This window comes from Kordia algicida OT-1 (genome assembly GCF_000154725.1).
GTDB lineage: Bacteria > Bacteroidota > Bacteroidia > Flavobacteriales > Flavobacteriaceae > Kordia > Kordia algicida.
In genome coordinates this window covers 5,019,215-5,033,129 of record NZ_DS544873.1, presented here as the reverse complement: position 1 = coordinate 5,033,129, position 13,915 = coordinate 5,019,215, and the positions used below count along the sequence as shown (strand labels likewise).

Here is a 13,915-nt window from a genome sequence, read left to right as displayed (position 1 = left end):
AACTCTTATAAATGTTAACAAAGTTTTGTATAAATTAGAACAAACTTTATAGCAAACTTCGCCAAACTTTATATAAAAAATTAACAAACTTTTGTATAAATTAAACTAAAAATTAACCAAACTTTTATATAAATTTTACCTAAATTTTATTATATTTGATGACAAACACGACCAAATATAAATAAAAACAACTAAATTTTACCAAAAATAATTGAATAACTTTTATGTGAAATGTACCTAAACCTTAAAATTTTCAGTAACTATTGAAAATAAACCTTTTATTTATGGAAAAAAACTACCCTAAAAAAAATCAAATCATTAAAATTGATGAGCTTTTTATAAAAGCCATCGATCAAATAGTCAAAGATTCTAAAAGTGCAGGAATTAAACCTGATAGCTACAACGGTATTAATAAACTAATCTATCCCCAAAGTATGGGACTTATCTCAAGAGTTAGCAAAGGAAAAAATCATATAACACACAAAGCCCTTATAAATTTTGCAAAAGAGTATAATGTGGATATGAATTACTTCTACCATGAAAATACTGAGTTTACATACGACTTAAATAATTTTTTACCAGCTCACAAACAGAAGAAAAAGATAGCGCTTGGGAAGGAAAAATTTAAAGAAGAAGATATCAAATTTGATACTGATAAAATTGAAGACTTTATAAGTTTTGAGCATGAACAATTAGCCAAAACTTTTAAACTTGATACACTTATCTGGACATTTTCAAAATTACTTCCAAAAGATGCTTCACAATTTTTTTATAATATTTTGAAAATAATTAAAGTGGATTATCAGACAAGAATTCTCGAATTAAATGAAAAAATTGATTTTTTAGAAAAAAGCATCAAAAAATTAAATAATGAATTAATTATTTCAAAAGATAACGAAAATAAAACTTTAAAAAAATTAATTGAAAAAATGAAATAGAAAAATTAATTGTTTAATTAGCTAATAAACAGATAGTTAATTTTATAAAAATCAAACCACTTTTATTTTTAACGTTAAAAATAAAAGTGGTTTGATTTTTTTGTGTACTTTTAAAAAAAATTAAATAAATCGTGAAAAAAACAGAAAAAATAAGCTTTTCGACTATTAATGAAAAGCTTAATAAAAAAATTTATCCCACAAAATTTATCACGGGTGTTTCCACACAAGTACTATTTGTCTGGAAAAATGAATCGCTAATTCCACTTTACAAGCCTGTTGAAAAAGGTTGGAATAAATACAGTTTAGTTGATATATTATGGATAGGCATCATCGAAGAATTGAAAAAGTTTGGCTTTACTAATGAAAAGATTATAAGTATAAAAAATCAGCTATTAGTCATTGATGAAATAATTGAAAATGAACAGGACAAGGGAGAAGAAATTGAAATCTTAAATCTAGCCATTATCGAGATTTTTAAAAGTGCAAATCCGATTTACATCATTATTGATGAAAATGGAAATACACAAGTTTTAAATGCCTATGCAATCATTGATAAGATGCAAGCAAATAAACTAACAAATCATATAATCCTAAATCTTAACCAACTCATTAAACTTAATATAGAAGCGCTATATGAAGAACCTTCACTAGATGAGTTTAAAGGACTCAGCAAAGATGAGCTTCAAGTACTATTGATCTTACGATCTGAAAACTTTGAATCTGTGAAAATTATAAAGAAAGGTGGCGAGATTGATACCATAGAAAGTACAGAGATCGTTTCTAATGGCGAACGGATTTTGAATATCTTAAAAGGTCACGATTATCAACATATTGAAATTAAACAAGCACGTGGAAAAATTGTTCAAATCAAAAGAACAATTAAAGAGCGTACATAATAATTTAGAATAAAAATGGGAACTGGCTTCCCTGATAAGTCCAAACTAATACACTGACCGCAGAAACGGAAGTGTATTAATTTAATTAAAATGCAAATTAAAAAAACAGATGAAAAATTTATTGACTTAAAAAAATTAAGTGAAATTCTTCTAATGAGAGGGATTAGAAGTGCAAAGAATTGGTGTGAGACTGTAGGCATCAAAATACAAATTGTCGGTAATAAATCAGTAGTGCATCGCTTTTTAGTAGATATGGAACTTGATAAAAGTTTGATTGTACAACTAAAGAAAAAATACCCGAAAAAATGGGAAGAACTCTATAGGTGTTATATCGACAATGACCGATTTGGATATCTTATGCTTCTTGAAGATAATCCTGAATTAAATATTAGAAAAATTTCTAATACCATTACTCCGATGTCTGATACTGCAAAATCATTTGCTAATTCTTAAGGGATATGAAAAGAAAGAAATTACCCAGCAAAAGACATAAGGGATTATTTCTCTACTGCAATGAGTGCAAAAAATACTTCTCATATACTAAAACTACTGTTAAGCAAGGTAACGGAAAAGTAATTAGAAAAGAACCTGAGTGCGGTAAGAGCAAATCAAAACTATCAAGATGTAAGTCTCCAGAAAAACATCGCTATAAAAGTCGATTACATTATCCTGGACAAAACCAAAGAATTATAAGCAATACCTTAAATGCAGAAACTTATAATGAAGCTGTGACACAAGCAATAGCATTTGAAGAAGAATTTAAGGCGAAATTATCCTTTACTGAACTACCTTATGACACAAACAAAAGAGTATACTTATTTGATGCGCAGATCAGATACCTTGATTTTTTGAATGATATTGGTGTCCCTGACCATAAAAAAGTCAATAGATCAGATCATTATAAAAATGAAGTAAAAAGAAGCTTGTTATTATTTAATGAAGCACTTACTAAAAACAAGATTAATAAAAAATTAATGCTGGTCGATATGATAAATGATACGCATGTTGGCTATTTTCATTCACATTTGTTAGTCGATAAACAATACAGTAATAAAACCTATAACAATAAAATGACTTCGGTAAAAGGTTTTTTTAAATGGGCTATTAAAAAATTTAAACTCAATATTTATAATCCTTTTGAAGATGTTAGAAAAAGAACAGTTGCCGTTAAAAAAGAAACTATTAGTGGAAAAGAATTCAAAGATTTGTTAGCTATTTTATCCCCTGAAAATGGGATTGTATATGAGGGGCAAACTAAAAGAAATAGATATAAATCCTATTTAAAAGATGGTTTTGAATTAGCACTTCATACAGGTGGTAGACGTGAGGAAATTGTGGAACTCAAATGGAATATGATTAAAGAAATTGAAAATGAACCCACCTATATTGTAGTTCCGAATTTGAAAGTTCAACGCCAAAAAGGAGAAGGATTCAATGATAACGTTGCCCCGAAAATTATTCCCGTAACCAAAAGCCTATTAAAGTTATTGCTAAGACTAGGGTATAATGAAAATAAAGGAAGTCACAATTATATTTTAGTTCCTGATCGTTCAAAAACTTCTACAATTGCAATTATGAATAATCTATCGAAGGGTTTTTCACATTATTATAAAAAGCTTAATACAGATCGTGATTTGCAATTAAAATGCCTGAGAAAAACATACCTTAGTTATCTAAACTCGACCCTAAGCGGAGATACAAAATCTTTATCCTCTCATACCTCTGATGAGATTCTACAAAGACATTATATCGATGAGAGAATAATTAATAGAGCTGTTAAAGAACTTCAAATTTTTGATTCTTAAAACAGGCAAAAAGATACTTTTAATAGATACTTTTTTGTAATTTCGATTAAAATTTATTTTTATATCCAAACATTAAACAAGTAAAAATCTGATTTTCAGATTTTTACTTGTTTTTTAAAATAGATCAAAAGTTGTGAGTTGTGGGTTGTGAGTTGTGAGTTGTGAGTTATGAGTTGTGAGTTGTGAGTTGTGAGTTATGAGTTGTGAGTTGTGAGTTGTGAGTTGTGAGTTGTGAGTTAAGTTCTCTATATTACTTTTTATATCATAGGCAAAGTTGTTAAAGTTATAAACTTTTGAGCTTTGTTTTTTTGTCTATTTGCCTTTTCGTTTTTTGTTTTTAGCTTTCTTGTCGGCACGAATTTGGATACTCGCGCTGACGTTTGGTTTTTTTCTCTGAGTTTCCTTTGAAAATTCTCAATACTTTTTTTAGATCGCTTCGCTATTAGACCGCTGCGCTGTTAGATATTAGATCGCTTTGCTTTTAGACTTATTTTTAAATGCTGAGTGTTGAATGCTGAATTTTAAATTGTTTAGCTTGTTTGCGGAGCTGTTTAAAGTTTACACCGTATTTCCTTTGAAACTTCTCAATACTCAATTCTTAATTCTCAATACTAACTAATATATACTTCCAAAAGCTCTGAAGTTTCTTCGGTGTGGATTGTTACATTTTTGATAGAAGCTGGCAATAGTAATGTTTCTCCAAAATTGAGTGTTTCTGTATGGTTTTGAGTTTTAAAACGTACGTTTCCTTTGACACACATGTAAATGACAAATGAATCTTTGTCTGCGTGATTTAATGAAAGTGTTCCCGTAAACGGAATGAGATTTGTGGTGAAGTACGGACAATTAACAATAGTTGTGACTTCGTTTTGCGTTTCTTGATATTCCGTTTTGTAGTTTTCGTGTACTGTGTAATCGATCGCATCTAATGCTAAGTCTGTGTGTAATTCTCTAGCGTTTCCTTTGGCATCCACACGATTCCAATCGTAAATTCGGTATGTAATGTCTGAAGTTTGTTGTATTTCCGCTAAGACGATTCCGCCACCAATAGCGTGAATTCTGCCCGTAGGCAAAAAATACACATCTCCTTTTTTTACTTCTTCAAAGTTTAGAATTTCTGTTAGTGTATTGTTGTTTAGATGTTCTTGATATTCTTCTTTGGTCACTTCTTTATTGAAACCCACCATGAGTTTCGCACCTTTATCCGCTTGCATCACATACCACATTTCCGTTTTTCCGAACGAATTGTGACGTTCTTTGGCAAGTTTGTCATTTGGGTGTACTTGAATGGATAAGTCGCTTTTAGCGTCTATGTATTTGATGAGCAGCGGAAATTTTGTTCCGAATGCGTCATGTACTTTTTTTCCTAGCAATTGCTCTTGAAAGGTTTTGCTAAGTTCTTGTAATGTTTTCCCTTGTAATTCTCCTTCTGCCACGACTGATGGTTCGCCTTTTACATCTGAGATTTCCCAGCTTTCGCCAATTGAATGACCTGTTACGTTTTTGTTGAGCTGTGACTGTAATTTGTTTCCGCCCCAAATGCGTTCTTTGTAGATGGATTTGAATTTTAAAGGATAGAGTTTCATGTGCTATTCGCCTGTATATTTTACAAAGTTTCTTGGCGTTTCATACAAGACTACTTCTAAATCTAACGAAGTGCTGATATGCGTTCTGAGTTTATTCCAAATGACAACAACAATGTTTTCTGCGGTTGGATTTAGATTTTTAAATTCAGGAACATCCAAGTTCAAATTTTTATGATCGAAAGCATCTTCTACTTCCGAACGAATTAAATCTTTGAGCACTTTTACATCCATCACAAAACCAGTTTCAGGATTTATGGGTCCTGTTACACTAACAATTAATTCATAATTGTGTCCGTGATAGTTTGGGTTGTTGCATTTACCAAATATTTCGTTGTTTTTTGCATCGTCCCAATCTGGTCGATATAATCTATGTGCGGCATTGAAATGCGCTCTTCTACTTACGGTAACGTTCATATATCAACTTTTATGTGTTCGTAAAATTTATCAAATATAATTTTAAACCAAGCTGTGTATTCGTCTGGATTTGCAGCAATATCTTCTTTTACTGCTTGCACATCCATCCATTTCCACGAAGCTACTTCGTCTGGATTGATTGTAGGTTCGTCGTTGTACGTTCCTACCATTACATGATCGTATTCATGTTCTGTCAATCCGTTATCAAAAGGCGCTTTGTATATAAACGAAACTGCTTCCGCAAGTTCGGTAACAAAACCCATTTCTTCTTGCAGTCTTCGTTTACCTGCGCTTATGTTGCTTTCACCGTCACGTTGGTGGCTACAACAGGTATTTGTCCATAAACCTGGGGAATGGTATTTGTGTAAGGCGCGTTGTTGCAACATGAGTTCGCCTTTGTCATTGAGAATGAATACTGAAAATGCTCTGTGCAACAATGCTTTTTCATGCGCTTCGATTTTTTCCATTAAACCGATTTGCTCATCATTTTCATTTACTAAGATTACGTTTTCTTTTGTCATATTTTTTGTTGGAACACAAATTTACGAAATCGCTTTTTGTGAAGTTGGATGTCGTTTCCTATTTTTTAGTTAAAATTAACATAAGTTTTTTGATTTTCCTTGAAGGATTGAAAAGTCTGAGGTATGTACATAAAAAAACATCCTATGAAATTATAGGATGTTCTTAGAGTTATGTTTTTTTGTTGATGTTATTTTTCTACGACAATAAATTCGCTTCGTCTATTGAGTTGGTGTTCTTCTTCACTACATTTTACACCATTACTACATTTGTTTACGTGACGTGTTTCTCCGTATCCGCGACCTGTAAGACGACTTGCATCGATTCCTTTTGAAATGATATAATCGCGTGTAGATTGGTTTCTACGTTGCGATAATGCCATGTTGTAAGAATCGCTTCCTCTACTGTCTGTATGTGAGCGTACGTCAATTTTAAGTGTTGGGTATTTTTTCATTACTGCGATTACTTTTGCAAGTTCTGCGGCAGCGTCAGGACGAATGTTCGATTTGTCAAAGTCAAAGTAAATGATCGGAATGTTTAGCGTTACTGCTAAATCGTCTCCAATTTCAAAAGGTACTTCTTCTTTTTCAAGTAGTAAAGTTACTTCACGAAGTCCCGGATCTTCTTGTTTTGGCAATAATGCTTCTGCTGAATTGTAATCTTTTTTGGAAGCTCTTACAAAGTATACTTCATCACAAGCTAGAATGTTTGAGAATCTAAAATTACCTTGTTCATCACTGTAAGTGTTTCCTATTTCATTATTGTCTCTGTCAAATAGTTTTACATTTGAACCAGCAATGATTTCATTCGTTTTTTCATCTTTTACAACACCTGCAATTTCTTGCTCGCATGTCCATTGAATTGATTTTGTTTCAAGAAATGAATAGATATCATCATCACCTTGCCCGCCATCACGATTGGACGCAAAGTATCCTTTTTTGGTTTTTGTATTGATAATGAACGAGAAATCGTCTACCGAACTGTTTACAGGTTCTCCAACATTGTATATGATTTGTTCTTCGTCATCAAGTCGCATCACAAAAATATCCAATCCACCAAGACCAACGTGTCCATCTGATGAAAAGTATAGTTCATTGTTTTGACTTACAAACGGGAAGTTTTCACGAGCTTCTGTGTTGATTCCTTTTCCAAGGTTTTTTGGTTCGCCAAAGGTTCCATCATCATTAATATCTACTACAAATAAATCTGATTGTCCAAATGTTCCAGGCATGTCTGAAGCGAAGTAGAGTTTTTTCTCGTCTACGCTTAACGCTGGATGTGCTACTGAGTATAAATCACTATTGAATGGTAATTCTTCAATGTTTGTCCAACGATTGCCTTCACGAGTTGCTCTAAATATTTTTAGTTTGTTGATTCCTTTACGATCTTTTTTGTATTTCCCTTTATAATAGTTGTTACGTGTAAAATACATGGTGTTTCCGTCTTTGGTAAACACTGTTGTAGATTCGTGATATTTTGTATTGAGTTTGCTTGAAAATTTATCGACGTTTGATAAGCTTCCATTGTCTGCAACTTCTGCTCCGTATAAGTCTAGGAACGGACGTGAATTCCATTTGTGTTTTGCTCGTGTAGCAACTCCAGTGTCTCTTGCTGAAGAAAATACTAAGTTATTTTCTAGATAGAATGAAGGTGCAAAGTCTGAATATTTTGAGTTGACACCTAAGTTAGTGATTCGAAAACGTCCAGATTGCTCTTCAATTTCATCTAGGTAGTTACGCGTATTCATAAACTTTGTTCCGCGAATGTCGCTTCCTGTCAGTTTATTGAATTCTTGCATCATTTTGTCTGACTCCTCATAGCGTTTTTCAGCTTTTAATGCTTGTGCATAGCGAAAGTAGTATTCTGGTGCAATTTCTTCTTCTAGTTTGAACAACTCTCCATACCATTTTGATGCGTTGATTAAGTCAGCATTGTAATAGTATGCATTTCCTAGTTTTTCAAAAAGTTCTTTGGATTTGTAACCTTCTTCTGCAACTTCTTCATAGATTTCTATGGCGTTGATGAAGGCATAGCTATCATATTTCTTATCTGCTTTGTCAAGTTTTCGTTCTTGCGCATAGCTAACAAGTACGAATAGACTTACTACAGTGTATATGAGATATTTTGTTCGTGTCATCATAATTGGTTTTAGAAGAATCTTGGTGAGATTATTTTGTCACGGTTATTGAATAGTTCGAAACGTAAGAATACTTCATAAGAACCGTCATTGAATTGTGTATTTCCAAGTTCGGTTGTTTCGCGATCGTATGCAAATCCTATCATAAAACTGTCTGATAGTTGTAATCCTACCAATCCACTAAAGGCTGCACTCCATCGATATGCGGCCCCGAGTGTTATTTTTTCATTGATAAGGAAGTTTGCTGATAAGTCTGCTTGTAATGGCGCTCCAGATACTGCTTTGAATAATACTGCTGGTTTGAATTGTACACTATCGCTCATATCAAATACATATCCACCGATTAGGTAAAAGTTGATACGTTCTTTTGCTACAGATAGTGAAGATTCATCAAAGTGTTTTGTTTCTAGTAAGTTTGGTGCTGATAATCCAACATACCATTTTTCAGAGTTTCTATAGTAAATCCGTGCTCCGACATTTGGAGAGAATTTATTGTCAATGTTGCTCTGCAATAATGCATCGTTAGGATTGTATTGATTTAAACAGTTGAAACATACATCAAGTAAGTGTCCTCCAGCTTTTACACCGAAAGAGAGTTTTCCTTGCTCAGAGGTTTTAATCGTATACGAGAAATCAATATCAAAGTAGGTTTCGTCTGTTGGTCCTAATTGATCGTTTACAATTGAGACTCCCATTCCTACTTTTCCTTTTTTTCCTAATGGTGTGTGTAAGTTAAGCGTTTGTGTACGTGGCGCACCTTCTAAACCTACCCATTGCGAACGATGTAATCCCGCGATACTTAATACACCTCTCGATCCTGCATAGGCTGGATTGATACTTATGGTATTGTACATGTATTGCGTATACTGAGCGTCCTGCTGTCCGTAGCTTTCTACCGAGAACACTGTGCTCAATAAGACTATGATGATGATGATTTTATTTCTCATTATAGTATGGTATGTTTTTGTTTATTAGTTATAGCGTACATACTACCGAAATAGTATGTACGCCTGTATGTTTATCGTTGTATATATAAGTAACCGGCTCTGCTCTTGCTTACACCGTTTGCTACGTAGTCTACAACGTAGTAATATGTTCCTACTGGTAACAGTTTGTTTTTCTGTATCGTTACTCGACCGTTAGATATTCCTTTGAAATAGTTTCCATTTTGTCCATATCCTTGTGTCTCGTATACTAATACTCCCCATCTGTTATAGATTCGTACTTGGTTGTCTGGGAATAGTTCAATGTTTCTGATTGTAAACACGTCGTTATCTCCATCTCCATTTGGCGTTACTGCATTAAAGATTTCCAAGTCATCTTCTGATGGCGATGCATTGTTTGGTTCTAGGTAATCTGGAATGTTGTTAGCATTCGCATCCGTTGCATCACTGTTGTCTCCATCACCATTCGGATCAGGGTTTTCGTCAGATGTAGGAAGCCCATCACCGTCATCGTCATCATCTCTATAATCTTGATCTTCAGTACCATCAGTGTCAGGTAAATCATCTGTTGGATCGTCTACAGCTGCTCCATTCGGATCACCGTATCCTGTTAAGTCTCCATCAAATGCATCATCTACACCATCGTTATCTACATCATTTCCTGAAGGCATTACGTCTGGTATTCCGTCTCCATCATAGTCATGACCTTCAACGATATCTAAAGCTCCATCATTGTCACTATCAGTATCAATATAATCAGGATTATCAGTACCGTCAGTATTTACTGGGTCAATTCCTTCTCCAGATCCTGGTGTAACTTCGTATGCATCATCTAAACCATTACCATCAGCATCTACTCCACTTGGTGGAACATATCCATCAGTTGTTTGTGCTTCAACGTTATCTAAGATACCATCGTCGTCACTGTCTTGATCTAGATAATCTGGAATCATATCTCCATCAGTATCAACTGGCATTGTTGGATCTGCACCAGCTTCTACGGTATCGATTATTCCATCGTTATCACTGTCAATGTCTAATAGATCAGGTATTCCATCTCCGTCAGTATCATTAGTACCTTCAACTCCATTTGGTATTCCGTCTCCGTCACAATCTCCGTCAGGATTTGCTGCTGGATTTGGATCACATGGATCGTTTGGATCACTTGGTCCTGTTGGAACTGTTGGTGTTGTAGGATCGTCGATTCCTGTTGTTTCCTCACAGTCAGTTAATCCATCGCCATCACTATCAGTTGTGTTGATTCCGATTGGATCACATGGATCATTCGGATCACTTGGTCCTGTTGGTACTGTTGGCGTGTTTGGATTGTCCATTCCTGTAATCTCCTCACAGTCTGTCAATCCATCTCCATCACTATCTACTAATGAACTTGTTGAGATTGGATCACATGGATCGTTTGGATTACTCGTTGGTCCATCATCATCATTTGGTGGTGATAATGGTGTACTTGGATCGTCAATTCCTGTTGTTTCCTCACAGTCTGTTAATCCATCACCATCACTATCCGTTGTGTTGATTCCAATTGGATCACATGGATCGTTCGGATCACTTGGTCCTGTTGGAACTATTGGTGTGTTTGGATTGTCCATTCCTGTAATCTCCTCACAATCTGTTAAGCCATCTCCATCACTATCTACTAATGAACTTGTTGAGATTGGATCACATGGATCGTTTGGATCACTTGTTGGTCCATCGTCATCATTTGGTGGTGATAATGGTGTACTTGGATCGTCGATTCCTGTTGTTTCCTCACAGTCAGTTAATCCATCGCCATCACTATCAGTTGTGTTGATTCCGATTGGATCACATGGATCATTCGGATCACTTGGTCCTGTTGGTACTATTGGCGTGTTTGGATTGTCCATTCCTGTAATCTCCTCACAGTCTGTTAAGCCATCTCCGTCACTATCTACTAATGAACTTGTTGAGATTGGGTCACATGGATCGTTTGGATCACTTGGTCCTGTTGGAACTGTTGGCGTGTTTGGATTGTCCATTCCTGTAATCTCCTCACAGTCTGTTAAGCCATCTCCGTCCTATCTACTAATGAACTTGTTGAGATTGGATCACATGGATCGTTTGGATCACTTGTTGGTCCATCATCATCATTTGGTGGTGATAATGGTGTACTTGGATCGTCAATTCCTGTTGTTTCCTCACAGTCTGTTAATCCATCGCCGTCACTATCCGTTGTGTTGATTCCAATTGGATCACATGGATCATTCGGATCACTTGGTCCTGTTGGAACTGTTGGCGTGTTTGGATTGTCCATTCCTGTAATCTCCTCACAGTCTGTTAAGCCATCTCCGTCACTATCTACTAATGAACTTGTTGAGATTGGATCACATGGATCGTTTGGATTACTTGTTGGTCCGTCATTATCATTTGGTGGTGATAATGGCGTGTTTGGATTGTCTAATCCTGTAATCTCCTCACAATCTGTCAATCCATCTCCGTCACTATCTACTAATGAGCTTGTTGAGATTGGATCACATGGATCGTTTGGATCACTTGTTGGTCCATCGTCATCATTTGGTGGTGATAATGGCGTGTTTGGATTGTCTAATCCTGTAATCTCCTCACAGTCTGTCAATCCATCTCCATCACTATCTACTAATGAACTTGTTGAGATTGGATCACATGGATCGTTTGGATTACTTGTTGGTCCATCATTATCATTTGGTGGTGATAATGGTGTGTTTGGATTGTCTAATCCTGTTGTTTCTTCACAGTCTGTCAATCCATCTCCGTCACTATCTACTAATGAACTTGTTGAGATTGGATCACATGGATCGTTTGGATTACTCGTTGGTCCGTCATCATCATTTGGTGGTGATAATGGTGTGTTTGGATTGTCTAATCCTGTTGTTTCCTCACAATCTGTAAGTCCATCTCCGTCACTATCTACTAATGAACTTGTTGAGATTGGATCACATGGATCGTTTGGATCACTTGTTGGTCCATCATCATCATTTGGTGGTGATAATGGTGTTCCTGGATCATCTATACCTGTTGTTTCTTCACAATCTGTTAATCCATCACCATCGCTATCAACTAATGAAGGACAAGGAGCTACATCGTTATCTGTGATCGTTACTGTTCCGCTTGGATCTGTGTTGGTTGTGTTGCCACTTACTACGTTTCCGTTTACAGTAAAGTCTTCACTTGGTTCATCAATGACATCATCCGTGATTGGTATGCTGATATCCACCGTAGTTTGTCCTGCTGGAATCGTCGCCGTTACCGTTGTTTCCGTGTAATCCGATGTTCCTGCCGTGCCTGTTGTGGTGGTAATGCTTACAACCGTATCTACACTACTTGGGTTGCTGATACTTACTGGTACCGTTGCATTGCCGATGCCTTCATCTACCGTTACATCACCAATTACTATTGATGGTGTATCGTTGTCATTGATCGTTACCGTTCCAATATCACTTGCGTTAGAAGTGTTGCCACTTGCTACCGTTCCTGTTACGGTAAAGTCCTCCGTTGGTTCTCCTACTAGATCATCCGTGATTGGAATACTTACATCTACCGTAGTTTGTCCCGCTGGAATCGTTACAGTTACTGTAGTGGTTGTATAATCATTTGGATTCGTGGCTGAGTTATCTGTCGTGGTGATACTTACTACCGTGTCTACACTACTTGGCGTATCAATACTTACTGGTACACTTGCAGTGCCGTCTGTCTCATCAACTATTACATCACCAACTGTTAACATTGGTAATCCGTCGTTATCTGTGATCGTTACTGTTCCGCTTGGATCTGTATTGGTTGTGTTGCCACTTACTACATTTCCGTTTACGGTAAAGTCTTCACTTGGTTCATCAATGACATCATCCGTGATTGGTATGCTGATATCCACCGTAGTTTGTCCTGCTGGAATCGTCGCCGTTACCGTTGTTTCCGTGTAATCCGCTGTTCCTGCCGTGCCTGTTGTGGTGGTAATGCTTACAACCGTATCTACACTACTTGGGTTGCTGATACTTACTGGTACCGTTGCAGTGCCGATGCCTTCATCTACCGTTACATCACCAATTACTATTGATGGTGTATCGTTGTCATTGATCGTTACCGTTCCAATATCACTTGCGTTAGAAGTGTTGCCACTTGCTACCGTTCCTGTTACGGTAAAGTCCTCCGTTGGTTCGCCTACTAGATCATCCGTGATTGGAATTGTTACATCCACCGTAGTTTGTCCCGCTGGAATTGTTGCCGTTACCGTTGTTGTGGTATAATCAGCTGGATTTGTCGCTGAGTTATCTACTGTGGTGATTGATACTACCGTATCTACAGAGCTTGGATTGTCAATACTTACTGGTACGGATGCTGTCCCCGCATCTTCTGCAACAGTGAGATCTCCTACAGTGAAGGCTGGGGTATCATTGTCGGTGATCGTTACTGTTCCTGAATCACTTGCGTTAGTTGTGTTGCCACTTACGACGTTTCCTGTTACAGTAAAGTCCTCTGTTGGTTCTCCTACTAGATCATCTGTGATTGGAATTGTTACATCTACGCTGGTTTGTCCCGCTGGAATTGTTACCGTTACCGTTGTGGTGGTATAATCAGCTGGATTGGTTGCTGAGTTATCTACTGTAGTGATTGATACTACCGTATCTACACTACTTGGATTGTCAATACTTACTGGTACGGAT

At 36.1% G+C, this 13,915-nt stretch carries 11 protein-coding genes and 1 pseudogene; 4 read left to right on the top strand and 8 right to left on the bottom strand.

The annotated features are described in order from the left end of the window. Positions 1–284: 284 nt before the first annotated feature. The 4 genes from KAOT1_RS21675 to KAOT1_RS21660 all read left to right on the top strand — a co-directional run bounded on the left by KAOT1_RS21675 (position 285) and on the right by KAOT1_RS21660 (position 3,639). Entirely contained in the window at positions 285–938 is a 654-nt protein-coding gene (locus tag KAOT1_RS21675; protein WP_007092665.1) for a hypothetical protein, read from the top strand. Between the two features lie 131 nt (positions 939–1,069). Further along, the gene (locus tag KAOT1_RS21670) at positions 1,070–1,834 is read left to right on the top strand and encodes a MerR family transcriptional regulator (RefSeq protein WP_007097060.1); all 765 of its coding nucleotides are present in this window, start codon (positions 1,070–1,072) and stop codon (positions 1,832–1,834) included. Positions 1,835–1,924: 90 nt separating this feature from the next. Beyond that, positions 1,925–2,287 (top strand): hypothetical protein, encoded by a 363-nt coding sequence (locus tag KAOT1_RS21665; protein WP_007097059.1) that lies wholly within the window; start codon positions 1,925–1,927, stop codon positions 2,285–2,287. A 5-nt stretch (positions 2,288–2,292) separates the two neighbouring features. Continuing rightward, positions 2,293–3,639: a hypothetical protein gene (locus KAOT1_RS21660; protein WP_007097058.1), complete on the top strand. Its 1,347-nt coding sequence runs from the start codon at positions 2,293–2,295 to the stop codon at positions 3,637–3,639. 611 nt (positions 3,640–4,250) lie between these two features. On the opposite strand, the gene KAOT1_RS21655 is transcribed toward KAOT1_RS21660, so the two are convergent. From KAOT1_RS21655 to KAOT1_RS23800, 8 genes and pseudogenes are all read right to left on the bottom strand, one after another. Continuing rightward, positions 4,251–5,225, bottom strand: a complete 975-nt coding sequence (locus KAOT1_RS21655) for a type I phosphomannose isomerase catalytic subunit (protein ID WP_007097057.1) — start codon at positions 5,223–5,225, stop codon at positions 4,251–4,253. Between the two features lie 3 nt (positions 5,226–5,228). Next, positions 5,229–5,639 carry a 6-pyruvoyl trahydropterin synthase family protein gene (locus tag KAOT1_RS21650; RefSeq protein ID WP_007097056.1) on the bottom strand — a complete coding sequence of 137 codons (411 nt, stop codon included), beginning with the start codon at positions 5,637–5,639 and terminating at the stop codon, positions 5,229–5,231. Beyond that, a complete protein-coding gene (gene idi, locus KAOT1_RS21645; RefSeq protein ID WP_007097055.1) occupies positions 5,636–6,160 on the bottom strand; it encodes an isopentenyl-diphosphate Delta-isomerase in 525 nt (174 codons plus the stop codon). The genes KAOT1_RS21650 and idi overlap by 4 nt, the downstream gene beginning before the upstream one ends. 188 nt (positions 6,161–6,348) lie before the next feature. After that, entirely contained in the window at positions 6,349–8,295 is a 1,947-nt protein-coding gene (locus tag KAOT1_RS21640; protein ID WP_007097054.1) for an OmpA family protein, read from the bottom strand. Positions 8,296–8,306: 11 nt separating this feature from the next. Further along, a complete protein-coding gene (locus KAOT1_RS21635) occupies positions 8,307–9,242 on the bottom strand; it encodes a PorP/SprF family type IX secretion system membrane protein (RefSeq protein WP_007097053.1) in 936 nt (311 codons plus the stop codon). A gap of 71 nt (positions 9,243–9,313) precedes the next feature. Then, entirely contained in the window at positions 9,314–11,257 is a 1,944-nt protein-coding gene (locus tag KAOT1_RS22220) for a T9SS type B sorting domain-containing protein (RefSeq protein ID WP_007097052.1), read from the bottom strand. Between the two features lie 23 nt (positions 11,258–11,280). Next, positions 11,281–13,656 carry a Calx-beta domain-containing protein gene (locus KAOT1_RS21625; protein WP_238528741.1) on the bottom strand — a complete coding sequence of 792 codons (2,376 nt, stop codon included), beginning with the start codon at positions 13,654–13,656 and terminating at the stop codon, positions 11,281–11,283. A 45-nt stretch (positions 13,657–13,701) separates the two neighbouring features. Continuing rightward, positions 13,702–13,902, bottom strand: a pseudogene (locus tag KAOT1_RS23800) (Calx-beta domain-containing protein); the annotation flags it as partial. Positions 13,903–13,915: the final 13 nt, after the last annotated feature.